Source organism: Citrobacter sp. Cpo147 (assembly GCF_030332405.1).
Classification (GTDB): Bacteria; Pseudomonadota; Gammaproteobacteria; order Enterobacterales; family Enterobacteriaceae; genus Citrobacter; species Citrobacter portucalensis.
The window spans coordinates 57182-83243 of the sequence record NZ_JAOWHX010000041.1 but is presented as its reverse complement, the minus strand read 5'-3'; the positions used below and the strand labels follow the sequence as shown (position 1 = coordinate 83243).

The 26062-nt window shown below is 51.8% G+C and carries 23 protein-coding genes; 7 read left to right on the top strand and 16 right to left on the bottom strand.

Annotated elements, in window-relative coordinates; genetic code table 11:
• Positions 1-23 precede the first annotated feature (23 nt).
• Both OGY06_RS21155 and OGY06_RS21150 read left to right on the top strand, forming a co-directional pair.
• Complete coding sequence (locus tag OGY06_RS21155; RefSeq protein ID WP_063941120.1) at positions 24-464, top strand: PTS sugar transporter subunit IIA; 441 nt, start codon at positions 24-26, stop codon at positions 462-464.
• Positions 465-525: 61 nt separating this feature from the next.
• The gene (locus OGY06_RS21150; protein WP_063941121.1) at positions 526-1755 is read left to right on the top strand and encodes a polysaccharide deacetylase family protein; all 1230 of its coding nucleotides are present in this window, start codon (positions 526-528) and stop codon (positions 1753-1755) included.
• A 5-nt stretch (positions 1756-1760) separates the two neighbouring features.
• On the opposite strand, the gene OGY06_RS21145 is transcribed toward OGY06_RS21150, so the two are convergent.
• From OGY06_RS21145 to thpR, 16 genes are all read right to left on the bottom strand, one after another.
• Positions 1761-2864 carry a fimbrial protein gene (locus OGY06_RS21145; RefSeq protein WP_080470558.1) on the bottom strand — a complete coding sequence of 368 codons (1104 nt, stop codon included), beginning with the start codon at positions 2862-2864 and terminating at the stop codon, positions 1761-1763.
• An 8-nt stretch (positions 2865-2872) separates the two neighbouring features.
• Complete coding sequence (locus OGY06_RS21140) at positions 2873-3484, bottom strand: fimbrial-like protein (RefSeq protein ID WP_063941123.1); 612 nt, start codon at positions 3482-3484, stop codon at positions 2873-2875.
• Positions 3485-3501: 17 nt separating this feature from the next.
• The gene (locus OGY06_RS21135; RefSeq protein ID WP_063941124.1) at positions 3502-4092 is read right to left on the bottom strand and encodes a fimbrial protein; all 591 of its coding nucleotides are present in this window, start codon (positions 4090-4092) and stop codon (positions 3502-3504) included.
• Between the two features lie 29 nt (positions 4093-4121).
• Positions 4122-4760, bottom strand: coding sequence for a fimbrial protein (locus tag OGY06_RS21130; RefSeq protein WP_063941125.1), 639 nt, complete (start codon positions 4758-4760; stop codon positions 4122-4124).
• Between the two features lie 27 nt (positions 4761-4787).
• The gene (locus tag OGY06_RS21125) at positions 4788-7388 is read right to left on the bottom strand and encodes an outer membrane usher protein (RefSeq protein WP_286605926.1); all 2601 of its coding nucleotides are present in this window, start codon (positions 7386-7388) and stop codon (positions 4788-4790) included.
• A 59-nt stretch (positions 7389-7447) separates the two neighbouring features.
• Positions 7448-8194 carry a fimbrial chaperone gene (locus OGY06_RS21120; protein WP_286605982.1) on the bottom strand — a complete coding sequence of 249 codons (747 nt, stop codon included), beginning with the start codon at positions 8192-8194 and terminating at the stop codon, positions 7448-7450.
• A gap of 82 nt (positions 8195-8276) precedes the next feature.
• Entirely contained in the window at positions 8277-8870 is a 594-nt protein-coding gene (locus tag OGY06_RS21115; RefSeq protein ID WP_286605925.1) for a fimbrial protein, read from the bottom strand.
• Positions 8871-9288: 418 nt separating this feature from the next.
• Entirely contained in the window at positions 9289-9669 is a 381-nt protein-coding gene (panD, locus tag OGY06_RS21110) for an aspartate 1-decarboxylase (protein WP_000621526.1), read from the bottom strand.
• Positions 9670-9764: 95 nt separating this feature from the next.
• Positions 9765-10619 carry a pantoate--beta-alanine ligase gene (gene panC, locus OGY06_RS21105; protein WP_003829231.1) on the bottom strand — a complete coding sequence of 285 codons (855 nt, stop codon included), beginning with the start codon at positions 10617-10619 and terminating at the stop codon, positions 9765-9767.
• 11 nt (positions 10620-10630) lie between these two features.
• Positions 10631-11422 carry a 3-methyl-2-oxobutanoate hydroxymethyltransferase gene (gene panB, locus OGY06_RS21100; RefSeq protein ID WP_003829230.1) on the bottom strand — a complete coding sequence of 264 codons (792 nt, stop codon included), beginning with the start codon at positions 11420-11422 and terminating at the stop codon, positions 10631-10633.
• A 120-nt stretch (positions 11423-11542) separates the two neighbouring features.
• On the bottom strand, positions 11543-12034 hold the full coding sequence (folK, locus tag OGY06_RS21095; protein ID WP_003829228.1) for a 2-amino-4-hydroxy-6-hydroxymethyldihydropteridine diphosphokinase: 492 nt from the start codon (positions 12032-12034) through the stop codon (positions 11543-11545).
• Positions 12035-12085: 51 nt separating this feature from the next.
• On the bottom strand, positions 12086-13483 hold the full coding sequence (gene pcnB, locus OGY06_RS21090) for a polynucleotide adenylyltransferase PcnB (protein ID WP_204192014.1): 1398 nt from the start codon (positions 13481-13483) through the stop codon (positions 12086-12088).
• A gap of 71 nt (positions 13484-13554) precedes the next feature.
• Positions 13555-14451, bottom strand: a complete 897-nt coding sequence (gene gluQRS, locus OGY06_RS21085) for a tRNA glutamyl-Q(34) synthetase GluQRS (protein WP_003829223.1) — start codon at positions 14449-14451, stop codon at positions 13555-13557.
• A gap of 70 nt (positions 14452-14521) precedes the next feature.
• On the bottom strand, positions 14522-14977 hold the full coding sequence (gene dksA / locus OGY06_RS21080) for an RNA polymerase-binding protein DksA (protein ID WP_003829221.1): 456 nt from the start codon (positions 14975-14977) through the stop codon (positions 14522-14524).
• A 177-nt stretch (positions 14978-15154) separates the two neighbouring features.
• Positions 15155-15859: a DNA/RNA nuclease SfsA gene (sfsA, locus tag OGY06_RS21075; protein WP_003829219.1), complete on the bottom strand. Its 705-nt coding sequence runs from the start codon at positions 15857-15859 to the stop codon at positions 15155-15157.
• Between the two features lie 14 nt (positions 15860-15873).
• Positions 15874-16404 carry an RNA 2',3'-cyclic phosphodiesterase gene (thpR, locus tag OGY06_RS21070; RefSeq protein WP_003829217.1) on the bottom strand — a complete coding sequence of 177 codons (531 nt, stop codon included), beginning with the start codon at positions 16402-16404 and terminating at the stop codon, positions 15874-15876.
• 73 nt (positions 16405-16477) lie between these two features.
• On the opposite strand from thpR, the gene hrpB reads away from it, so the two are divergent.
• The 5 genes from hrpB to OGY06_RS21045 all read left to right on the top strand — a co-directional run bounded on the left by hrpB (position 16478) and on the right by OGY06_RS21045 (position 26056).
• A complete protein-coding gene (gene hrpB / locus OGY06_RS21065; RefSeq protein ID WP_193135029.1) occupies positions 16478-18907 on the top strand; it encodes an ATP-dependent helicase HrpB in 2430 nt (809 codons plus the stop codon).
• A 135-nt stretch (positions 18908-19042) separates the two neighbouring features.
• Complete coding sequence (gene mrcB, locus OGY06_RS21060; protein ID WP_063941129.1) at positions 19043-21583, top strand: bifunctional glycosyl transferase/transpeptidase; 2541 nt, start codon at positions 19043-19045, stop codon at positions 21581-21583.
• Between the two features lie 651 nt (positions 21584-22234).
• A complete protein-coding gene (locus tag OGY06_RS21055; protein WP_003829212.1) occupies positions 22235-22777 on the top strand; it encodes a fimbrial protein in 543 nt (180 codons plus the stop codon).
• 50 nt (positions 22778-22827) lie between these two features.
• The gene (locus OGY06_RS21050; protein WP_003829210.1) at positions 22828-23541 is read left to right on the top strand and encodes a fimbrial biogenesis chaperone; all 714 of its coding nucleotides are present in this window, start codon (positions 22828-22830) and stop codon (positions 23539-23541) included.
• A 31-nt stretch (positions 23542-23572) separates the two neighbouring features.
• Complete coding sequence (locus tag OGY06_RS21045; protein ID WP_003829209.1) at positions 23573-26056, top strand: fimbria/pilus outer membrane usher protein; 2484 nt, start codon at positions 23573-23575, stop codon at positions 26054-26056.
• Positions 26057-26062 lie beyond the last annotated feature (6 nt).

Below are 26062 nucleotides of genomic sequence, written 5' to 3'. Positions count from 1 at the left end.
CTTGCCTGCTAAGGAGGTAGGCAATGTTAGGTTGGGTAATTACCTGTCATGACGATAAGGCACAGGATATGCTGCATCGTCTGGAGAAAAAGTACGGTCCGTTGGAGCAATGTCAGGCGGTAAGTTTCTGGCGTGGGCTCAGCTCGAATATGTTAAGCCGCATGATGTGCCATGCCCTGCATGCCACCGACTCAGGCGAGGGCGTGATCTTCCTGACGGATATGGCCGGGGCCGCGCCGTACCGCGTAGCCTCGTTAATGAGCCACAAACACCCCCAGTGTGAAGTGATTTCAGGTATCAGCTACCCATTACTTGAACGAATGGTTTCGTCGCGGGAATCAATGAGCAGTTCTGCGTTTCGCGATTGCATCGTCGCGCTTGGCGGCCCCGAAGTCTCCAGCCTCTGGCATCAACAACAAAAAAATCCCCCCTTCGTGTTGAAGCATGATTTGTATGAGTATTAATCATTGGTATTGATGGCGCTTTTGCTACAATAACCGAGGTTTCTCGCCTCGGTTATCTCAGATGGTTATGCGCGTTCTGTTTGTTCTGTTGCTCCTGTTCTCTGGCAGCGTCGCCGCGGCTTTGCCTGCTCGCTATATGCAAACCACCGAAGCGGCCGCCGTATGGGCGCAGATTGGCAATAAGATGGTGACGGTCGGGAATATTCGCGCCGGGCAGCTCCTTGCCGTTGAGCCCATCGCGGCAGACTATTACGAATTTACCTTTGGCTTTGGCACCGGATTTATTGATAAGGGACATCTGGAGCCGGTTCAGGGGAGGCAGAAAGTTGACGATGGTCTGGGCGATCTCAATAAACCGCTTAGCAATCAAAGCCTGGTAACCTGGAAAGATACGCCGGTGTATAACGCTCCAGATATCGGTAGCGCCCCGTTTGGCGTGCTGGCAGATAATCTGCGCTATCCCATTATCAGTAAGCTTAAAGACCGACTCAACCAGACGTGGTTCCAGATCCGCATTGGCGGCAGACTGGCTTATATCAGTGCTCTGGATGCGCAGGAAGACAACGGCATCCCGGTGTTAACGTATCACCATATTCTTCGCGATGAAGAGAATACCCGCTTTCGCCATACCTCCACGACGACCTCCGTACGTGCCTTCAGTAACCAGATGGCCTGGCTCCAGGACCGCGGCTACACGACGCTGACGATGTATCAACTGGAAGGCTATGTACGCAACAATATGAACCTCCCGGCGCGGGCGGTGGTGCTGACGTTCGACGATGGCCTGAAGTCGGTGAGTCGTTATGCTTACCCGATTCTGAAGCAGTATGGCTTTAAAGCCACGGCGTTTATCATTAGCTCACGTATCAAGCGTCACCCGCAGAAGTGGGATCCGAAATCGCTGCAGTTTATGAGCCTTTCTGAACTGAACGAGATCCGCGACGTGTTCGACTTCCAGTCGCATACTCATTTCCTGCACCGTGTGGATGCCAATCACCGGCCAATCCTGCTGAGTCGCAGCTATCACAACATTCTGTTTGATTTTGCCCGTTCTCGCCGGGCGCTGTCCCAGTTCAATCCTCACGTCCAGTATCTTTCGTATCCGTTTGGCGGCTATAACACTACGGCGGTACAGGCGGCGAGCGACGCTGGTTTTCATCTGGCGGTGACGACGGTGAAAGGGAAGGTGAAACCGGGGGATAATCCGTTCTTACTGAAGCGTTTGTATATTTTAAGAACGGATTCTCTCGAGACGATGGCGCGGCTGATCAGCAACCAGTCGCAGGGGTAAGATGTTTATTCGTAGCTGACGGTGAACGTGGCCGCATTTTCGAAAGTGCCGGCTTTAACCGTACCCAGTTTCTTTAACTGTCCGGTGAACGGAATGGAGTAACTTTCATGATACCAATCGGCATCGCCTGAAAATTCTACACCAAATGCTTCGGTACCATCAAATTTGACTGAATGCCAGTTGCCGTTTACCTGTGCGGCAAGTGCGACACCAATGCCTTCAGCGGTGCCACTCGCTCCATTGGTCAAATAATTGCCTGAAGCATCGCTTGGGCCATTTACTGTTATGGAGAATTTGTTCATCGAGCACTGGAATAAATCGAGTGTAAAGGTTCTCTTTTCCGTTGTGTCACCGCTGCTAAAATCGGACGTGTAGAAATCACCAAAGTTAACGGTGTGATTATAAGCATCGCCATTGACGCCGTAGCTTCGGCAAGTGGGTTCGGCTAATGTGAATAACACCGAACCACTGCTGATATTCATCGTGACTTTATTTGCGTACAGCGTTCCCATCTGCATAGAACCGATGGTGCCGCCTATGGCCCTTACCTGCGTCTGCCCTGGATGAGGACGGTATTCCGGGGTCTGGTACAGCGTGAAAAAGACATCCCAGTTTTTTTCACTCCCTTTATAACCTGCACTGGAAGCGCTACTTTTTCTTGTCGTTCCCAGAGGGGGCAGGTTTAAATACAGTTGCTGACCGCCAAGGCAGTTACTCGTACATCTGACCTCATAGGTATAAACAATACCTGGGACGTTGGTTTTTAGTAGCCCAACCGTCTCACCGCTAGTGTATGTTGCCGTGTAGGTGGTATCCATCATACTGGCATCGGGTGGAAATAATTCAATGACGTTATTGGAACCTTCAACAGGGCACGTTATTACGTCACTCATACCGGAAAACAGCAGAGAACTTTCTGGGTTGACATCAGTGAAGGGTTCCGGCAGCGTCAGGCCACCTATTGCCCCAATAGCCTGGTTGCTCGTCCAGACATCAGGCAGTGTAATCGTATAATTTTTACTGAACCAACAGTTATACGCCAGTGCCTGTCCTGCAAATGTAGAGAGCACACAGAAGAGTAACGGCAGTAAATAACGCAATTTCATCATAAATCCCTTTATTGATAGGTAACGTCGACCACCACATTACTGGTGATGACTCCGTTGCCTACGTCGCCGGTGTTCTGATAACGGGCGTAAAACGCGTAATCCGCAGGAAAGCGCGGTTCGGCTTTCCCGGAAAGGTCATACACCACATCGGAACTGCCATCATCGTTCAATACATTGGTATGGAACGCTTCAGAAAAAACCACTACCCCAACGTTACTGGCCTGGCCGCTGGTGGCATTATTGGCAAACACGCGTTTGTTAAGCGGGTCAATACCAAATTGCGGCGTAAACTGAAAATGAACCTGCTGGCTGTTGTTGCTTTCCGTACCGGAAATATCGCAGCTGACCACCTGGATGACAAACGGCGTACCGCCTGCGTCGGTCTCTGGTTGCAGGCGGTTGCTGTTATCTGCGTTGTAAAACCAGTCTTGAGACACTGTGGGCAACGTCACATCACTACCGTCTTTTAAATTTATCTGGCAGGTATTCGCAAGGATCCTGGCCGTAAAATTCACGTTCACTCCGCTGTCCTCCGCCGGACTGGCAGCAGACCATAGCCCCGCTGCCAGCGCAGCCAGTAAAACGAAGATGGGTTGTGTAGAAAGGAGTTTCTGTTGCATTGTTGCCCATCCATGGCTTATTCGTAACTTATTGAAAAGGTAACGGGTGCAGTAGCTGTGCCGACGCCAATGTCTGATGCCGTTTTACCGTTTGCCAGTACCAGTGTGGCGTACATATCAAAGGTGACGCTAGTGCTTAATCTGCTGGCACCAAAGCTATGGTGGATCGTGTCATCACCTCCCGTGGGGGTCATAGCACAGTTAAGCGGATGCGGTGTTTTCTGTGAACTGTGCTCTTCCTGATGTATTTGTATGGAGGTGTTGGTATTTGTCGCGTCGTTAGTGGGGTAATTGGTGCTGTCGCAGGTGCCGCCGGTTGCCTGCGCGGTAATATAAATATCGGACACCCCCGCACACTCTTTGAATGCGATGTAAAACGGTTTTTTGGCCGCATCTGTCCCAACATCATTTTTATAGATATTGCCAATATCCACGGCACTTGTCGCAGCGCCTGTTCCGTCCTGAACCTCAAAATTACATGTGCCAGAAATAAGTTCAGATGAAAACGTAATGGCTAATGAGTCTGTACCTGTCGTTGCGGCATAGCTCACCGTGCTGAATAACCCACCAGCCATCACCAGGGCGAGAAAAAGAGAATTAGATTTCATTGTAGCGCTCCGTAATATCATCGCTGGAATTATTCATAGTTAAAGTTAAACGTTGCGATCGCGTTAAACTTACCCGTGGTCAGACCGACTGTGGTGGTCGAGGTTGGAACTAAATGGGCAATCAAGTCCAGTTGCTTTCCATCACCCACTTCACTGGCTGTGTCCCAGAGAATCACTTCTGAACCGTCCGTGCTCGCGGTCGTACTCGTGAAGATGGTAAACGGTTGATCTGGTGCGCTGGCACGAGCAATCTTCACACCGACGCCTTTTGCGTCGCCATCGCTTGTGCTGCTGGGAACTAATACCTTGTTGCCGTTTTGGGTGCCTGTAATGGTCGTTTTAATGCTTTGCAGCGATGTTGGGCAGCCACTGGCCTTGATATTAAAGGCGGCGATAGTCGGGCCCGAGGTCGCGGTACTGTTTTGCTCATTGATGAGGTCACCCAACGTGACTTTGTGATCGGCGTCGCCAATGTAAACAGTGGCTGCGCCGCCCGCGGCACCATCATTAACCGCCATGTTGCAGGTCGTTGCCAGTATTCTGGCGGTAAACGTGACATCAAATTGACTTGGTGTCGCATGGGTTGTGAGAGGAATGGCAGAACCAATGGCCAACGCCAACATGGCGATCGGCAGACCACGGCAATATTTAACGTTTTGATGTGTCATTAAGGAAGCTCCCTGTAAAATAATGACTTATTGCATATGGCAGCGCTGACCATCCAGGACGGTTGTTAAACCCGCCTTTTGTGCGCTATCCGTAATTTTATAATGGACGGTACAGTCGCTATCTGCTTCGTTACCCCAGACCACCCGCAGATTGCCTTCTTCTTCCACGCCGCGCACATAGGCTTGTCCCGCCTGACCCACAACGCCAACCCGTTCGCCTTTCTCGCTCAGAACATCGGCACCCAGCGGGATAAAGCCCTTATCATCGCGCAATAATTCAAGGATGACTGAACGGCCCTCGTCAGTTGCAAACTCGACTTTTACCACTGCGCCATCGCGCGGTACGACGTTTTCACTGGTATTTTTCACTTCCACATCACGCTCCAGCGTGCTGATATTTAATCCCACGCGGTTTTCACGGTAGGCGGAGGCGTAAGGCATAAGCGCGTAACCGGAGCTATTCAACTCACCCTGTCCGTAGCCCAGTTTCGCGCCTTCGGCACCACTGGCGTGAACGAGAATAATCGGCGAGTTGTTGTCTAATGAACCGGGTGACAGAGTTACGCCGCCTGAGTGCAGCACCATCCCGCCGTTATAGCTCGCGGAATACTGCCTGCTGCCATCGTCAGAGAACGAGGACGAAACAGAGAGCGGCCCGTATGGGCTTCGCCATGAACCATAGCCACTCACCTGATTCAGGTTACTATCATCATTGTTGATATTGTTGGCCGTGCTGATGGAGTAGTTAAACAACCCGTTCCGGGCGCTGCCGCTCGCGGAGTTATTGATATTGGCGCTGCCTTTTGTATCGCTATTTACGCTCATATTCAGCGTGTTGAAACCGGCAACACCTTTACCATCGCTGGAGAACACATCCAATGGGACGCTGATGCTAAAGTAGATACTATCGTCGCGCTCCCCTTCTTCGTCGTAGGAGCGTTGCACGGAGAGGCTATAACTGCCGTAGCGGAAGCTGTTGCTGTAGCCGATGTTATAGCTGGAGGTGTTACCACTGTTGTTCCAGTAATCTTCCCAGGAACCAGAGGCATAGAAAGAGCCGTAATTTTCCCCGTAAAAGTCCAGCGGTTGGCTAATGCTTACCTGATACTGGTTTTTTGTACGCTGATAGTTGCTGTAGAGCGCTTCGCTAGAGTCGTAGATGCTGCGATCGTCGCGACCATGTTTAATGTCGTCGTTAAGCTGCGCCGCATCGCTCAGGCTGAGATAGTTCTCCGTTGAGAAGCGATATGCCGCGATGTTGAATGACGTGTCGGTCGCTTCGATCATTTTACTGTAGGTCAAACGGTAGCTCTGACCTGAGAGCGAGCCCAGATTCTCAATATCCGCCTGTGAGTGCGTGACGTCCAATGCAAAAGCACCGATACGCGTATTCATCGCGACACCCAACAATCCGGCGTAAAAATCCATATCGGTAAACTGCACACCAGCATAACCGGTAAAGGTGTTATTGATGCCGTAATAACCGGTGGCATAGCCGACCTGGGGGGCATCATACAGTGAGTCATTGTTCAGCTCACCCGCGCCAAACTCCCAGCGTGTAGCTCCAGGACGCACCATTTGCGTCACAGAAGAGTAAGGCACCACAAAGGTATGCTTGCTGCCGTCAGACTCTTCAACGGTCACTTCGAGATCGTTACCAAAACCGGTGGTACTCAAATCATTTAATTCGAATAGCCCTGGCGGGACGGTCGTTTCATATATTTTTCGGCCGCTTTGCTCGACGCTGACTTTGGCGTTGCTGTTGGCGACGCCACGGATTACAGGCGAATAGGAGGTAGTCCCTTCCGGGCGCATGCGGTCATCGCTGTACAAACGCATCCCGCGAATACTGACGGAATCAAAGGTATCTCCATCGGTGTAGGTTTCACCCGCCACAAGTTGAGCGGATAGCACGGGAATATCGCGTTGGAGATAAATATCCTGGCTGGTGTACGATGTGCCATTGTCGCTATCCCAGTCCAGAGTGCCGCGAGAACGCAGATGCCATGCCCCCAAATTGAGGCCATATTGCAGGCCCGCATAGGCGGTATCAGTTGTATAACCATCGGTTTCCCGGTGCCAGCTGTTAATATTGTATGATAATAACGCTGCGGGAATACCCGCATCCCATAAAGACGGATCGACATAACCCGGTGGACGCTTTAATACGTAAAGTTGTGGCACGGTCAATTCCAGAACCAGTTTTGAACTGTCGAAATTCACCGATGAACTGGGATAGATTGTTTTAACATCGACGCAGGTCGATTCACCCATGCTATCATCTGGCACGGCTTTGATTTCAACACCGGCTTGTTTAAGCAGTTGAGCCGTAATACAAGGCGTGGCGCGGGATGTGCCGTTGTCTTTAAACTCCACCTCTTGCGTAACGGTATTTATTCCGTTTAGGCTGATTTTGACCCGGTAAATACCCGGCGGAACAGGGTTGCCCTGAGCATATCTGTTAACATCAACAGTGCTGCCCATATTCAATAAAAATTGCTCGTTAAATTCTACCTGTTCTTCAGTTTCAGGCTTAGTTGATTGCGTAGATGTATTTTCAGCCGCTTGAATCGAAAGCGGGAACGTCGCGCTGATAGCTAGGCATAATAAAGAACGTCGAAAAAACATAGCAACCCCAGAAAATAAATGAAGATGGTTCTTATATATGATGTTGTGTATTAACTCGTTTATTTTGTTACTTTAGATACTATTTTCTCGGTGCCGCCATAATCATTAATCGCGATATATTCCACTTCACCACTGGTCGTACTGCTAAGACCTTTTACTGGCATCGTTTCACTAGAGAAGGGTTTAATTGACTGTGTATTAATTTCATATTTTTTGTCGCCAATTTTAAATACTGCACCAGAGATGGAAACGTTGTACGGGGAGTCATTGCTGCCAACAACAGACAGCTTGCCACCTTGCAGCGTTTGTGACCATTTCACTTGTTTCATCGCTTCTTTGGCGGTGCCTTTCAGCCCATCAGGACGGAAAAACATCTTAATACGGGTGCGAAAAGCGAGCTGCAATTGGTTCTGGCTTTCACCGTCTTTTTGGGCCGATTTTTTGGGGATTTCCAGAACGTTAAACCAGAATAACGACTCCCGATCCTGTGCTAACGGTTGATTCAGATAGGTCACACGGACAGACTGGCCTTTGCCAGGATCCATTCGCGTAATCGGCGGTGTTATGACAAACGGCAATTTTAATTCTTGTGGGCTGACATTTGCGCGTCCGTCGTCTATCCAGATTTGCAACAGCAGTGGATTTTGACCCCGGTTGGTCATATTCACAATCACATCTTTCATGGATTGTTGGTAAACAATTCGCGTGCCGGAGATCACAACATCGGCGCTACTCTGAAAAGAGGCGAAACCAATAACTGCGGCTATAAGCGTTTTTAACCCTGTTTTCGTGTGTGAGCTGAACATCATGGGATCCACTTCCTGTTGGATTAGAAAGAAACATCCCCTGGAGTCGCCAAGGGATGTAGAAAGGCAACGGCCTTATTACTTATTCATAGCTAATGGTGTAAGTGGTATAAGCGGTAACGGTACCATCAGTCACGGCAGTATCTGTCTTGGTGTAGGCAACTTTATAAGTCAGTGAAGCATGACCGTTTGCATCTAACGGTTGTTTCTGGTCATTGTTTGCCTGACCCATTTTGACTTGGCTGTTGTCAGCGTTTTTCAGCACCAGTGCAACGTTATCGGCTGCGCCTTCAATATTTTCTTGCGGGAACAACAGGCCGCTAGAGTCGGTAGTTGTGCCGTTAAACGTATTGAACTGTACGCTGATATTTTTGTTTTCGTCTGGAGTGACTGTACCTGGGCAAGTTACATCCATAGTGAAGTTAGTTTCACCGAGAACACTGGCTACGTCGTTATTAGAAGCACCAGTGAAGTCAGTAATGTCTACGGTTTTCAATGCAATTCTGAAATCTTCTTGGTTCTGAGTCACTGAATCGGCCAGCATTTTAACAGTACAGGTATTCGGGTTTACCAGACCGTTAAACTGGATGTGACCAGCGTTGAGATTCTCTGCCATTGCAGAACCAGACATGTTAGCCATTACTGCTACAGCCAGTGTGTATTTTTTAAATGCCATGATAATAAATATCCATATTGATTGATAGGGACTAAAGATATAATTTATATCTTTAGCTTCTTGCCGTTAAATATAACATCTAATTGAGTTATATGTTAATTTTCGAGGAGTGTATTAGATGTGGGTTGTCAGCATCAAATTAGTTTATGTGTAATGATTTTTAAATTTTTCTAAAATAAATTCAATGTATGTTTGTGTTTTATTTTATTTGTTTTTTGGATAATAAGGGGAGGGGTGATGTTTTTATATCATATAATTTATTTCTCTCAAGTGTATTTGATATTTTTTATTTGAATATTATTTATTTGAGCATTATTTATGATGATTAACGTCTGTTGTTATGTTGATTTTTTGGGGGAGAGACTTAAAAGGAGTCATGATTAATTGACTCCTTGTATATAAATTTTGAATACCTGTTTTAGGCAACCTGTACCGGAATCGCTTTTGCTGTGCGCTTCATTTCGTTGTCACCTTCGAAGTAAGCCACTTTCGGACGCCATGTACGGGCTTCTTCGTCAGACATGGTGACGAAGCTTGCGATAATCACAATGTCGCCAACTTCAGCGCAGTGTGCCGCTGCACCGTTCACCGAGATGATTCTGGAGCCGCGTTCAGCCGCAATGGCATAGGTTGAGAAACGTTTACCATTGGTCACGTTCCAGATATCAATAGCTTCGTTTTCCAGAATACCTGAGGCATCAAGGAAATCCTGGTCGATGGCGCAGGAGCCTTCGTAATGCAGGTCCGCCTGCGTGACTTTTACGCGGTGGAGCTTGCCTTGCAGCATGGTGCGAATCATAACTTCTATACCCTGTCGTTTACCTTGGCTAAGCAGGCGCGACTGGCCTGCTTTGAGAAATCTTCAGGCAGTATTGCCCGATTTTTAACCCCTGTCTACTGGGCTAATGTAACGCTTTGATTATCGATCAGACGTGCCTGACCCAGCCATGCAGCGGCCAGAATCACCGCGCGTTTACTGGTTTCAGTCAACTCCAGCAGCGTGTCGGCATCACGAATCTGAATATCGTCGGCGCGGAAGCCTTTTTCATTCAGTTCTTGTTCGGCAATGGTAATAATTTCTTGCAGCTCACGATTACCCGCAATCAGCTTTTCAGCGATACCGTTCATCACGTTGTGCAGGCCTGGCGCAATTTTACGCTGTTCTGCCGTCAGATAACCGTTACGTGAGCTGAGGGCCAGACCGTCTTTGGCGCGAATAATCGGTACGCCAACGATCTCAATGTCATAACCCATGTCCGCTACCATTTTGCGGATCAGCGCCAGCTGTTGGAAATCTTTTTCACCAAAGCAGGCGATATCGGGTTGGATCAGGTTAAACAACTTGCTGACGATAGTGGAAACACCACGGAAGTGGCCTGGACGGCTGGCACCTTCCAGCATGGTAGAGAGACCGGGAACATCAACGAAAGTCTGGCCTTCCAGACCATGCGGGTAGATCTCTTCAACGGCCGGAGCAAAGACATAATCGACTTTACGCTTGTTCAGCTTTTCGCAATCTTCCTGCAGGGTACGCGGATAGCGCACCAGATCGTCCGGTCGGTCAAACTGCATCGGGTTAACGAAAATGCTGACGAACACCACATCAGCCCGCGCTTTTGCTTCATCGACCAGTTTCATATGGCCGTCGTGCAGGTTGCCCATGGTGGGAACCAGAGCGACGCGTTTACCTTCCTGACGCAGACGACGAATATGCTGGCGCAGCAGCGGCAGGGTTTCAATGATTAACACAACAAGACTCCTTAATGGAAACTGTGCTCTTCGCCCGGATAAACGCCGGACTCCACTTCAGCCATATACTGCCGCACTGCGGCGCGCATGTCGCCTGCTTCATTGAGGAAATTCTTCGCAAATTTCGGGATGTGGCCGCCGGTAATGCCAAACGCATCATGCATAACGAGAATTTGTCCGTCGGTGACGTTACCGGCGCCAATACCAATCACCGGAATCGACAGCGCTTCCGTGACGCGCTTCGCCAGCTCAACCGGCACGCACTCCAGCACCAGCAGCTGAGCGCCAGCGGCTTCTAAGGCCAGCGCATCATCCAGCAGTACCTGCCCGGCGTCGCCGCGGCCCTGAATTTTATAACCGCCGAAGATATTCACCGACTGGGGCGTTAATCCCAGATGGCCGCAAACCGGCACCGCGCGTTCGGTGAGCATTTTCACCGTATCTACCAGCCAGGCGCCGCCTTCGATTTTGACCATATTAGCGCCCGCGCGCATAACCACCGCAGCGTTTTCAAACGCCTGCTCCGGAGTGGCATAAGCCATAAACGGCAGGTCGGAGAGCAGTAGACAGTTAGGCGCGCCACGACGCACGGCACGAGTGTGGTAAGCGATATCTTCAACGGTCACGGGCAGAGTGGAGTCATGCCCCTGAATCGTCATGCCCAGCGAGTCGCCAACCAGCATCACATTGATACCTTCGTCGGCAAATAACTTAGCGAAGCTGTAGTCGTAGGCGGTAATTGTCGCGAAGCGTTTTTTCTCTTGCTTGCATTTCTGCAGCAGTGAAATGGTGGTGGGTTTCATAACATTTCCTGATGATGAAAGTCATATTTATCGGCATTCTAACAGTCACATTCAGGGGGGCAATTGTTTTAAGCAATCGTTTGGCGCTAAAGCAGTAAACGCTAAAGGGGAGAAGATACTTTACCAGTGTGCAGGTTTTGCAGCACCAAGATGGGTGAGGTGCTGATGCAGGCTGATACCATCCGGAAAGATAAGCTCAGGGGCAATTTCGAATAACGGCCACAGCATAAAACCACGGTTTTTCATGTCGTAGTGCGGTACCGTCAGACGTTCGGTGTTAATCACCTCATCGCCAAACAGCATAATGTCGAGGTCCAGCGTTCGTGGCCCCCAGCGTTCGGCTTTGCGCACCCGGCCCTGCTGTAACTCAATACGTTGGGTATGATTGAGCAATTCTTCCGGCGCGAGGGTGGTTTCCAGCGCGACGGCGGCGTTCAGGTAATCGGGTTGATCCTGTGGGCCTAATGGCGGTGTACGGTAGAACGAGGAGACAGCCACGATTCGGCTGTCAGGGATTTCACCGATCGCTTTAACGGCAGCATTAACCTGCTCCAGAGGGGAGGCTAAATTACTGCCGAGGGCGATATATACCCGTCGTTTTTCAAGCTGCATCTGTGTCACCACCTTGATGCGACTCGAAATTTGTTGGGTATACGTGATGGGTCATGCGGAACCTTCACGGCGTGGCGCGCGTTTACGCGGGCGACGATGGCGCCGACGTGCGTCTGGCTCTTCATCCAGCTCGTTCAGCATACCTTTTTGTTCCGGCGGCGCAGAAACCTGGAATTCACCCCACCATTTCGCCAGTCGCTGCAATTCCGCATTGTGTTCGACTTCGGCACGCAGCGCTAACAGGTCGTAAGCTGCACGGAACTTTGGATGTTCCATCAGCTTCCAGGCGCGTTTACCCTGGCGACGGGACATCCGTAGCTGCAACTGCCAGATATCGCGGGTCAGCGAGGTCAGACGTTTCGGGATCGCCAGCGAGCGGCAGGCTTCGTCCAGCACGTCGTTCATTGCCAGCGCGAAAGCGTCGTAGTAGGCCAGACCGCTTTCTTGCGCAATTTTCTGTGCGGCTTCCAGTAGCGGATACCAGAACATTGCCGCGAACAAGAAGGCCGGGTTAACGCGCATATCATTGTGAATGCGGTTGTCGGTATTCTTCAATACCTGGGCAATGATGCGTTCCATTGGGCTGTCACCGTCTTCGGTGAAGTAGCGCGTAATGGTGGGGAACAGCGGCTGGAACAGGCTGTACTCACGCAGCTTTTTATAGGTTTCGTATCCATAGCCCGCCTGTAATAGTTTGAGTGCTTCTTCAAACAGGCGTGCGGGAGGAATATCGTTAAGCAGCGTTGCCAGACGCGGGATCGGCTCTGCGGTTTCCGGGCTGATACGCATGTCGAGCTTGGCGGCAAAGCGTACGGCGCGCAGCATGCGCACAGGATCTTCGCGATAGCGCGTTTCCGGATTACCGATCAGGCGAATGATACCCTCTTCGAGATCCTGCATTCCCCCGACGTAATCACGTACGGTGAAATCGGCCACGCTGTAATACAGGCTGTTAATCGTGAAGTCGCGACGCTGGGCATCTTCTTCAATGGAGCCGAAGATGTTGTCGCGCAGCAGCATTCCGTTTTGTCCGCGCTGGGATGTTGTGCGATCGGACTCGCTGCCTTCATGATGACCGCGGAACGTCGCCACTTCGATAATTTCAGGGCCGAACATGACATGGGCCAGACGGAAACGGCGACCGACCAGGCGACAGTTACGAAACAGTTTGCGCACCTGATCCGGCGTTGCGTTAGTGGTGACATCAAAATCTTTCGGCTTTTTGCCCAGCAAAAGATCGCGTACACCACCGCCAACCAGCCATGCCTCGTATCCGGCCTTATTGAGCCTGTACATTACCTTCAGGGCATTTTCACTGATATCTTTGCGGGAGATAGAGTGCTGCTCACGCGGAATTACCGTCATATGTGGACGGGCGACGGCGAGCTCAGCCTCGCGCTCCTCGCGGCTTAGCACCTTGCGGCAAAAATTAGCGACTCGGGTAAAAATAGTGCACCTCGGTAGTGTCAAACTTCAATCAGAACAAGTGTTGCTGTGTAAAAATAGCGGCTAATCATAGCTCAGCATGATGCATTTGAGAATGCCGGATTTAAGATCGCCGATTCAGGCACCGCTGTCAGACGCCAGTTCTCAACGGCAAACGCCAGGATCTGGTCGACACGCATCTCCTGCCACGGGATATCGGCACGTTGGCCGAGAAAGCGTAGCGCGGCAATAATCACCGGACGCGGATCGCCTTGCGGCAGCGCAGGTGCATGATTTTGTTTTGAAAGTTTAGCGCCTTGTTCGTTGAGCGCCAGCGGAAGATGAATATAGTCAGGCGCTTGCCAGCCAAACTGCTGATACAAAGAGATTTGCCGCACCGTGGGTTCGATAAGATCGGCGCCGCGTACAATCTCCGTTACGCCCTGAAAGTGGTCATCAACCACCACGGCGAGGTTATAGGCAAACAGCCCGTCGCGTCGGTGGATAATAAAATCTTCGCCTGCAAGCTGAGGGTCAGCCTGAATCACCCCGCGCAACTGGTCCGTAAACTGCATTACCGGATGGCGTTGCTTAATGCGAACTGCGGCCTGTTCAGGTCCGCAGCGCAGCTCACGGCAGTGACCATCGTAAATACCGCCGACGCTTTGAATACGCGCCCGCGTACAGGTGCAGTAATAGCTCAGATCCTGCTGGTGTAGCCAGGCGAGCGCCTCGCGGTAGGCGTCATGACGCTGAGATTGCCATAAAATATCGCCATCCCAGTGCAGTCCGTAATGTTCCAGCTGACGCAGAATCGTATTTGCAGCACCGGGAACTTCACGAGGGGGGTCAATATCTTCAATGCGTACTCGCCAGATTCCGCGCCGGGCACGAGCCTGCAGGTAACTGCCGAGGGCGGCAATCAGTGAACCGAAATGCAGTTCGCCGGAGGGGGAAGGGGCGAAGCGGCCAATATAATGTGAATCGCTCATTTTGCGGACTAACAAATAATAAGGCGGGAGATGCTCCCGCCTGTAGTAAACGTGGTAAAAATGACCGGAATTAACCTGCCATTTGTTTTTCGCGGATTTCTGCCAGCGTTTTACAGTCGATGCACAGATCGGCTGTCGGACGCGCTTCCAGACGGCGAATACCAATTTCTACGCCGCATGATTCGCAGTAGCCGAAATCTTCGTCTTCTACTTTCTTCAGCGTCTTCTCGATCTTTTTGATCAGTTTGCGCTCACGGTCACGGTTACGCAGCTCAAGGCTGAATTCTTCTTCCTGTGCGGCGCGGTCCACCGGATCAGGGAAGTTAGCCGCTTCGTCTTGCATATGAGTTACGGTGCGATCGACTTCATCCCTAAGTTGATTGCGCCATGCCTCAAGAATACGCCTGAAGTGCGACAGCTGGGCTTCGTTCATATACTCTTCGCCCGGTTTCTCCTGGTACGGCTCCACCCCAGCGATGGCGAGAATACTCAGGGACGATGTTTTACGGTTTTGCCCTTCTTGCATGTTGCTTCTCCTTAACACGCACTATCGATCCCCATGTTCGGGGGAAAAATCAGGTCGCTATAAATAGCAGATGCTTTTCCGGATAGCAATTATCTAAACGTAACACTTGACAACCCTGTGAGGAAAAGCGTATTTGCCCACGCGCCCGGAATACTAATTGACCAGATATTTACACCATTACAAGGTAATGGGCAACGGCTCTTTAAGAGTCATACCGTGGGCAGAAAGTTCCGCTTTATAAACCAGAATTTCTACCCCCTTAAGCTGTGCTTCAACTAATAATTGCGCATATTTCGCATCGATATGGCGCGCGGGTGAAAACCGTGTAATGGCTGAATGTAGCACGGCGAAAAATATCACAGCCCGCTTGCCTTCAGCCGCTACGCTCATCAATTCCCGAAGATGCTTCTGACCTCGTTCAGTGATGGCATCGGGAAAATAACCCTGTTCTTTTTCCGCCAACGTGACTGATTTCACTTCAATATAGCAGTCAGGTCGGGAATCTGCCTGTAACAAAAAGTCGATGCGGCTCCCTTCGGCACCGTATTTTACTTCACTTTTCAAAGTGCTGTAGCCTGAAACTTCCGAAATTAACGCCTGCTGAATCGCCTCTTTCGTTAATCTGTTGGCCCACAGCGTGTTAACACAAATAAATTCACCGGATTGAGTTTGCGTTAATTCCCAGGTATGTGGATATTTGCGTTTAGTATTTTCTGATGTCGAATACCAAACGGTGTCACCTGGCATTGCGCATCCGGTCATCGCACCGGTATTTGGGCAGTGTAGCGTTAACTCTGTGCCAGCTGGTGTGATCACATCCGCTAAAAAGCGCTTATAGCGCTGAATGAGCGTTGCAGGTTGTAAAGGTGGAGAAAATTGCATAAACAGTCCTTTGATTATTCAGTCAGCGTCCAGCGTTGCAACTGCGTGTAACGCGTGCGTCCTCGTGCAAATGAGGAGGAATAAAGCGCAAATTCCGTGACTGGAAACGACCAGCCAAAGCCCGGTGGCGGGATTGGCACCGCGTGGCCGGCATCGCGCAGCAGCGTGATATGTGGATGAAACGGCTGCGGGCTCTGGTAGCAACCGCTGCGTGCGGCCTGTGCCCGCAGCATATTCGCCAGTTGCAGCAGTCCGCGCGGCGGCTGACGCATTCCCAGCCACACAACCCGGGATCGCAACCATTGCCCGGCATCATCGAATTTGAGCGTAAAACCCGGCTGGCGAATACGTCCCGCGAGTTGCGACAGCGCCTGCTGCTTCTCGTCGCTGACGTCGCCTAGAAAGGCCAGTGTCAGATGCAAATTATCAGACGCGACGGGACGACCCGCTTCCGGGGGGAACTGCGCGGCTCGCCAGTGGATTAGCTGCTCCCGAACCTCGCCTGGCAATTCAATCGCAAAGAACAGCCTTTTTGGCTCAGACATGATGGATACTCGGTTATGAATTAACGCGATGCTACAATGCAGCGCGAAGAATGTTAACCCTCTGGAGTCATTTGTGACGTCGTTGCCCGTTGCCGCCGTAGTGCCTGAACTGCTTACCGCTCTTGATACCTCGTCGCAGGTTTTGCTGACGGCGCCGACCGGTGCCGGGAAATCGACCTGGCTGCCGTTACGACTTCTTGAGCATCGCAGTATCAAGGGACGGATTATTTTGCTGGAGCCGCGGCGCCTGGCAGCGCGTAACGTAGCGCAGCGGTTAGCGGAATTGCTGAATGAAAAGCCTGGCGAGACCGTGGGTTATCGCATGCGCGCGCAAAGCTGCGTAGGGCCGCAGACCCGGCTGGAGGTGGTAACAGAGGGCGTCCTGACGCGGATGATCCAACGCGATCCCGAGCTGACGGGCGTCGGGCTGGTGATCCTCGACGAATTTCACGAACGGAGTTTACAGGCTGATCTGGCGCTGGCGCTATTGCTGGATGTGCAGCAAGGGCTGCGGGACGATCTGAAACTGTTGATCATGTCCGCCACTCTGGATAACGGGCGTTTGCAGCAGATGTTGCCCGATGCGCCGACGATCGTTTCTGAAGGCCGCGCATTTCCCGTTGAGCGGCGGTATCAGCCGTTGGCGCCGCATTTGCGTTTTGATGAAGCGGTGGCGATAGCGACGGCGGAGCTATTGCGCCATGAAAGCGGGTCACTGCTGCTATTTTTACCGGGTGTGGGCGAAATCCTGCGCGTACAGGAACAATTGGCTACGCGTGTGGGCAGCGATGTTGTGCTGTGTCCACTGTATGGCGCGTTAACGCTTTCCGAGCAGCGTCAGGCGATTGTGCCGGCGCCACAAGGCAAACGCAAAGTGGTGCTGGCCACCAATATTGCTGAAACCAGCTTGACGATCGAAGGCATCCGACTGGTGGTGGACTGCGCTCAGGAACGCGTGACGCGCTATGACGTGCGTACCGGTCTGACGCGACTGATTACCCAGCGCATCAGCCAGGATTCGATGACTCAGCGCGCGGGACGTGCAGGTCGTCTGGAGCCCGGTATTTGCCTGCATCTGCTTGCCAAAGAGCAGGCAGAAAGAGCGGCAGCGCAGGGTGAAGCGGAAATATTGCAGAGCGATCTGTCCGGGCTACTGATGGAGTTGCTGCAATGGGGATGTACCGACCCTGAGCAACTGAACTGGCTGGATACGCCGCCCGCCATCAACCTGCAGGCGGCAAAACGGCTGTTGCAGATGCTGGGCGCGCTTGAGGGCGACAGGCTTAGCGCCACGGGGCAGAAAATGGCGGCGTTGGGTAACGATCCTCGTTTAGCGGCGATGCTGGTCGGTGCCAAAAATAATACCGAAGCGGCTACGGCGGCAAAACTGGCTGCGATTCTGGAAGAGCCGCCGCGCGGTGGCAGTACCGATCTAACCGTGGCATTTTCGCGAAACCAGCCTGCCTGGCAGCAGCGCAGCCAACAGTTGCTGAAACGGCTTAATGTTAGCAGCGGACAGCCGGAGAGCACGCTGCTCTCCCCGTTGCTGGCGCGGGCGTTTGCCGATCGGATCGCGCGTCGACGTGGGCAGGAAGGACGCTATCAACTGGCAAATGGCATGGGCGCAATGCTGGATGCCGATGATGCCTCAGGACGCCATGAATGGTTGATAGCGCCACTTTTGTTGCAGGGCAGCGCTTCGCCAGACGCGCGTATCTTGCTGGCTCTGCCGCTGGATATCGAGTCGCTGATGCAGGCATGCCCTGAGCTGCTACAACAGTCCGACACCATCGAATGGGATGAAACCCAGGGAACGTTAAAGGCATTGCGTCGGTCGCGCATTGGTCAGCTCACGGTAAAAGTACAGCCATTGGCCAAACCTTCGGAAGAGGAGTTGCACCAGGCGATGTTGAACGGCATTCGCGATAAAGGGCTAAGTGTGCTCAACTGGACGCCTGAAGCTGAGCAGTTTCGACTGCGTCTGCAATGTGCGGCAAACTGGTTGCCAGAATACGACTGGCCCGCGGTAGATGAGGAGTCTCTGCTGGCGACGCTGGAGAGCTGGCTGCTGCCGCACATGAGCGGTGTACACTCGTTACGTGCATTAAAAGCACTCAATATGGGGCTGGCGTTGCGCGGTTTGCTGGATTGGTCAATGCTGCAACGTCTGGATAGTGAACTGCCAGCGCATTACACTGTGCCGACGGGAAGCCGGATTGCCATTCGCTATCATGAGGATAATCCTCCGGTATTGGCAGTTCGGATGCAGGAAATGTTTGGTGAAGCAAAGACCCCAACCATTGCCCAGGGGCGCGTGCCGCTGGTGCTGGAGCTGCTGTCGCCGGCCCAAAGACCGTTACAGGTGACGAGCGATCTGAGCGCGTTCTGGCAGGGATCGTATCGTGAGGTGCAAAAAGAGATGAAAGGGCGTTATCCCAAACATGTCTGGCCGGACGATCCGGCGAATACCGCGCCAACGCGGCGCACCAAAAAGTATTCGTAATGAAACGGTAGGCCGGATAAGGCGTTATGCCGCATCCGGCGAAAGAGCGGTAATAATTGAGAGATTTCTTCTTCTGTCGCAGGACGGAAGAACAGAGAATCGGGCCCTTGCGCCTGAATGTTGCGGAGAAAAAGCATGGCGGGGAATGACCGCGAGCCAATTGGACGTAAAGGGAAACCCTCGCGTCCGGTGAAACAAAAGGTGAGCCGTCGTCAACTCAGAGATGAAGAGTATGACGACGATTATGATGATGATGACTATGAGGATGAAGAACCGATGCCGCGTAAGGGTAAAGGCAAAGGGCGTAAGCCTCGTGGTAAGCGCGGCTGGTTCTGGCTGCTGGTAAAACTGTCGATTGTCTTTTTGGTGCTGATCGCCATTTATGGCGTTTATCTGGATCAAAAAATTCGTAGCCGTATTGATGGCAAAGTCTGGCAGCTTCCTGCGGCAGTATATGGCCGTATGGTTAACCTTGAGCCAGAAATGCCTATCGGCAAGAACGAGATGGTGAAGCTGCTGGAGGCCACGCAGTACCGTCAGGTGACGAAGATGACGCGTCCGGGCGAATTTACCGTGCAGGCGAAGAGCATCGAGATGATTCGTCGTCCGTTTGATTTCCCGGACAGTAAGGAAGGGCAGGTGCGCGCGCGTCTGACCTTTGACGGCGATCATCTGGAGACCATCGAGAATATGGATAACAACCGCCAGTTCGGTTTCTTCCGTCTCGATCCGCGTTTGATCACCATGCTCTCTTCACCTAACGGCGAGCAGCGCCTGTTTGTCCCGCGTAGCGGCTTCCCGGATCTGCTGGTGGATACGCTGCTGGCGACCGAAGACCGTCACTTCTATGAACATGACGGTATCAGCCTCTATTCCATCGGTCGTGCGGTGCTGGCGAACCTGACGGCGGGTCGTACGGTACAGGGTGCCAGTACGCTGACTCAGCAGCTGGTGAAAAACCTGTTCCTCTCCAGCGAACGCTCTTACTGGCGTAAAGCTAACGAAGCCTATATGGCGCTGATCATGGATGCGCGTTACAGCAAAGACCGCATTCTTGAGCTGTACATGAACGAAGTCTATCTCGGCCAAAGCGGTGATAACGAGATTCGCGGCTTCCCGCTGGCAAGCCTCTATTATTTCGGCCGTCCGGTAGAAGAGCTGAGCCTCGACCAGCAGGCGCTGCTGGTGGGGATGGTTAAAGGGGCGTCGATCTACAACCCGTGGCGTAACCCGAAACTGGCGCTCGAGCGTCGTAACCTGGTTCTGCGTTTGCTGCAACAGCAGCAGATTATCGACCAGGATCTGTATGACATGCTGAGCGCGCGTCCGTTAGGCGTACAGCCGCGTGGTGGGGTGATCTCCCCGCAGCCAGCCTTTATGCAGATGGTGCGTCAGGAGCTTCAGGCGAAGCTGGGCGATAAAGTTAAAGATCTCTCCGGCGTGAAGATTTTCACCACCTTTGATTCCGTGGCGCAGGACGCTGCAGAAAAAGCGGCGGTGGAAGGCATACCGGTGCTGAAGAAACAGCGTAAGCTGAGCGATCTGGAAACGGCGATTGTGGTGGTTGACCGCTTTAGCGGTGAAGTCCGCGCTATGGTCGGTGGAGCCGAACCGCAGTTTGCGGGCTATAACCGTGCGATGCAGGCGCGTCGTTCAATTGGTTCTCTGGCCAAGCCTGCGACCTATCTGACCGCGCTCAGCCAGCCGAAACTGTACCGCCTCAATACCTGGATTGCCGACGCCCCGATTGCGTTGCGTCAGCCGAACGGCCAGGTGTGGTCGCCGCAGAACGATGACCGTCGCTATAGCGAAAGCGGGAAAGTGATGCTGGTGGATGCGTTAACGCGTTCAATGAACGTGCCAACGGTAAATCTGGGGATGGCGCTGGGTCTGCCTGCGGTAACCGATACCTGGTTGAAGCTGGGCGCGCCGAAAGATCAGCTTAATCCGGTTCCGGCCATGCTGCTGGGGGCGTTGAACCTGACGCCAATCGAAGTTGCACAGGCGTTCCAGACTATCGCCAGCGGCGGGAACCGTGCGCCGCTGTCGGCGCTGCGTTCGGTGATTGCCGAAGATGGTACCGTGCTGTACCAGAGCTTCCCACAGGCTGAGCGCGCTGTTCCGGCGCAGGCGGCGTATATGACGCTGTGGACCATGCAGCAGGTGGTTCAGCGTGGTACAGGTCGCCAGCTCGGCGCGAAATATCCTGGCTTGCATCTGGCAGGGAAAACCGGGACCACCAACAACAACGTGGATACCTGGTTTGCCGGGATCGACGGCAGCCAGGTGACCATCACCTGGGTAGGCCGTGATAACAACCAGCCAACCAAGCTGTACGGTGCCAGCGGCGCGATGTCGATTTATCAGCGTTATCTGGCGAACCAGACGCCGACCCCGCTGGTGCTGACGCCGCCTGAAGATGTGGTAGATATGGGCGTGGACTACGACGGTAACTTCGTATGTAGCGGCGGGATGCGTACGCTCCCGGTGTGGACCACCGATCCGGATTCGCTGTGTCAGCAGGGTGAAATGCTGCAGCAGTCGGGTAATCCGTTCGATCAGTCAACGCCGTCGCAGCAGCCACAACAGCAGCAACAGCAACAACCGCCGCAGCAGGAGAAGAAAGATAGCGACGGTGTCGCTGGCTGGATTAAGGACATGTTCGGCAGTAACTGATTTTGGTTTTAACTGTTCTTCCCCCGCATCGGCACAGGCCGGTGTGGGGGACTTCTTCTTCGCGCTGTTATCGCCTTTCTATTCATTTCCTCTCTGGGAACTGGATGTCTTTGCTGGTCTTCACGTCAGGCTGTAATTTGTTGTGGATCACATTTTAATATTTGTTGCATGTTCCTCATCTATGATCTGTAATGGCAATTTCCGCAGGACATTTCCCGATTAACCATAAACGCAATATATTATTTTTTTTATATATTTGGTTTTGACTAATTTTTTGTGGATTTTTTTGTTGATTTTCCACCTTTTTTATTTTTTTACAGTATGAAAAAAAGTAATTAATAATTCCATGTGATAATTTAAAGTTAACTAAATTTAATTTTAAGTAAATCTTAATGAATTATTTTTTTATTAAAATCAGTGTGTTGTTTTTATTTTGACCTTGCTGGTGTGAATGGGTTGGTTAGCGTTTATTTATCGTAAATCGTAGAATAACTCATGCAAAGGAATGTTTGGGATTGAACAAGTTGATAAAGATATATTATATCATCCAGGGATGCTGTTGCATCTGTATCTCCAGCCAGTCTCTATTTCCTTTCGTTAAAATTGACTTCTCCTCTGTTGGTTTTTGTGAGCATATGTAAGGAATACGTTATGTGCAAAAAAATTCTCACCTCATTGTTTGTAAGCAGCGTGCTGGCGGGGGCCGCGATGCCTGCGTTGGCCGTTGATACCGGAACAGTCACCTTTAACGGCAAGATTATTCCTGATAGCTGTGCCGTGGATGTCAACGGTACGTCGACAAACGGTACAGTGACCTTTAATAATCTGTCGCAAACCGCGTTTGGCGCTGATAAAAAAGTAGGTGACTCGCAATCTTTTGCCATCATACTGACGGAATGTGATGCCGCGATTGCCAACCTCAATATCAAATTTGATGGCACGCGTGTTGCCGGTTATGGCGAGGAAGTGCTGCAACCGACGGGGACGGCGACAAATCTCGGCGTACGTATGTTGCCAGAAGGCAGCAGTGATTACGTAAAATTTGATGGCTCGGAGCCAGATGATTCGCTGAATAAGGCCAATGGCGAGAGCGTGGTTTTCAATTATAAAGCTGAAGTTATTCAGGTTGGCAGTACAGTACCGACCACCGGTGATTATACCGCGCAAGCAACCTATACCCTGATTTATCGTTAATCGTTGTACGCACTGGCCCAGGCTGGGCCAGTATTTCAATGGAATGGAAAATGAAACGACTTATTACAATATTAGCTTTGGTACTCACTACCGGCATAAATATTGCTCATGCGGGGGTGGTGATTGGCGGAACGCGAATTATTTATCCTGCCAGCCAGTCTGAAGTACAGGTAACCCTAAAAAATAAAGATAATGATAAACGTTATCTGGTGCAAAGTTGGGTGAGTAATATTGATGACAGTAAAGCGCCATTTGTTATTACACCGCCAATTTATAAGTTGGACGAAAATCGCCAGACGCTGCTGCACGTAGTTTATACCGGTAATAAAACGGCCCTGCCGCAGGATCGCGAATCGTTGTTTATGGCGAATGTTAAATCGGTTTCTGCGATCCCGGAAGAGTTACGTGATAACAACACGCTACAATTTGCAATTAAGACCAAGTTAAAGCTGTTCTATCGCCCGGCTTCGCTGAAAGAAAGTGAGGCGAAAACGGCCTGGCAGTCATTGCAGTTTAGCCGCAGCCAAAATCAACTGGTAGTGAAAAATCCCACGCCATTTTATGTCACCTTCGGCCAGCTTACGGTTGCGGGAAAAGCTATTAAATCCGCAGTGGATCAGCATTCACCCTCGGCATTAACCATGATGGTCGCCCCGTTTGCTGAGCAGCGTTTCCCGTTATCTTCCGGAGCAAAAGGCGACGTAGCCTGGACCGCGATTAATGATTTCGGATCAGAAACCGGACAGCGTAAACAGCCGCTGTAAATGAGCTATCGATTTCTTACGGGTGGCGTTTATGTCTTCTCATCGTACTGTCCGGCTTTTTGCGCTCAATACGCTGACATTCGCGATATTAACGGCGAGTGGTTCCGTTTGCGCTGACGATTATTTCAATCTCAGTGCGCTGGAAACGGGGACGCCGCTGGAGAATACCGGCGCGCTGGAAGCTTATTTACGCAATAATGGTCTATCGCCAGGGCGGTATTTAACGTCCATTGTCTGGGATCGGGATCGCATCGATAAACGAAATTTAAATTACGTCCTTTCAAAAGATAACAGCAAACTGGTTCCGCAGTTTACTAAAGCAGAACTGCGTGAACTGGGCGTCAAAGTTGATTCCATCCCGGCGTTAAAGAATATTAATGATAATGCCGCATTGGGCGATATTAGTGAATATATTGCTGATGCGCGCTATGACTTCAGCCCGGAAACTCAGGTATTGCAATTACGTATTCCGCAAATCTACCGCGACAAACAAATTTCGGGCGAAAGCAATCCCGCTTCCTGGGACGATGGCATTCCGGCTCTGTGGACCAGCTACTATGTTTCGGGCTCGCATCAGCAGTCGAATAGGGACAACAATGCCTCTAACTGGGCCAGTCTCAATTCGGGTATGAACATTGGCCCATGGCGAGTGCGCAATTCCAGTAGCTGGGGGAATGACAGCGGCTGGCAATCTATAAGCACAACGCTGGAGCGTGATATCAAACGCCTGCGCAGCCAGCTTCAGCTTGGGCAAACCTACACCAACGGCGAACTGTTTGACAGCGTACAAATGACCGGGGTGAAGCTGGAGACCGATACCAGCATGCTGCCCAGCGGATTACAGGGATTCGCCCCGGTGGTGCGCGGCATCGCCAACAGCGATGCCAAAGTGGCCATCAAACAAAACGGTTACACCATCTACCAGACCAACGTCTCGCCCGGCCCGTTTGAAATCCGTGATTTAACCCAGGTCACGGCAGGAGCGGATCTGGAAGTCACCGTGACGGAGGCCGACGGTACGGAGCGCAGCTTTATTCAGGCCAGCTCCTCGGTGCCGATTATGCAGCGCGAAGGCGCGCTGAAGTACAGCCTGGCGGCAGGTAAATATCGCGATGTGGATAACGGCGAAGAACCGGAATTTGGCCAGGCGACGGCAATTTACGGCTTACCTTTCGGAATTACCGCCTACGGCGGTCTGCAGGGCGCGTCGATGTATCATGCCGGGCTGGTCGGCATCGGGGCCGATTTACGCGATTTTGGTTCAGTGTCGATGGATTTGACGGCCGCCAGAACCGCATTTGACGACGGTCGCGCAGATGCGAACGGCCAGTCGTGGCGCGCGCAGTACGCAAAAGATTTTCCGCTGACCAATACCACGATCACGCTGGCCAGCTATCGTTATTCCACCTCTGGATTTTATACCTTTCAGGAGGCTCTCGATCAGCGCAATAACGCCTATGACGACGACAGCATTTACAGCTATCGCAATGCTTTTAACCGCCGGAGCCGCTTACAGCTAAACCTTTCACAGTCGTTACATAGCTGGGGGTCGGTATATGCCAACGCCTATCAGCAGGACTACTGGGGAATGGAAGGCCATGAGCGCAGCGTCAGCTTGGGTTACAGCAGCAGCTGGCAGGGCGTTAACTGGTCGCTGAACTATAGCCTGACGAAAACGCCATCGACCGATAACGACCAGCAGGTTTCGATTTCGATTAACATTCCGCTCTCGCGCTGGCTGGCGAACTCCTGGGGCACCTATAACCTGACCAGTTCGAAAAAAGGTAACACCTCGCACCAGGCGGGCGTTAGCGGCTCGTTGCTGGAAAACAACAACTTAAATTACAACCTTCAGCAAACCTACACCGATAACAACGTGGGCTACGGCGCTTATCTCTCCTCGCGCTATCGGGCTTCGGTGGGGGAGTTCAGCGCTAATTACAGCTATCAGCAAGACAGCAAGCAGTGGGGCTATAGTGCACAGGGCTCCGTTGTCGCGCACTCGCAAGGAATAACTCTGGGACAGTCGATCCAGGATGCTTTTGCGGTGGTGCATATTGTCGATGGCGATAACGTCAAAATCCAAAATTCACAAGGGGTGTATACCGACCGTTGGGGCAATGCCATTGTGCCGACCTTAACCAACTATCGGCGTAATACCATCACCGTGAATACCATGGGGCGCGATGATTTAGATATTAAGGATGCGTCTTTGGACGTGAATCCGACCAAGGGGGCGGTAGTGGCGGCGGACTTTACCGCGCGTGCGGGTAAGCGTGCCTTGCTGACGTTGCGATATGGTCAGGGTATGGTGCCTTTTGGGGCGATGCTGAGTATGGACGGCGCAACCTCTATCGTGGGCGATGCCGGTGAAGTGTTTATCACTGGGTTAAAAGGGACGCAGCGTGTGACCGCGCAATGGGGTGATACGGCGCAGCAGCGCTGCTCGGCGGAGGTGACGGTTCCGGCACAACCTGAACCGGGAATTTTCACCGCAACGCTCAACTGCCGTTGATAAATG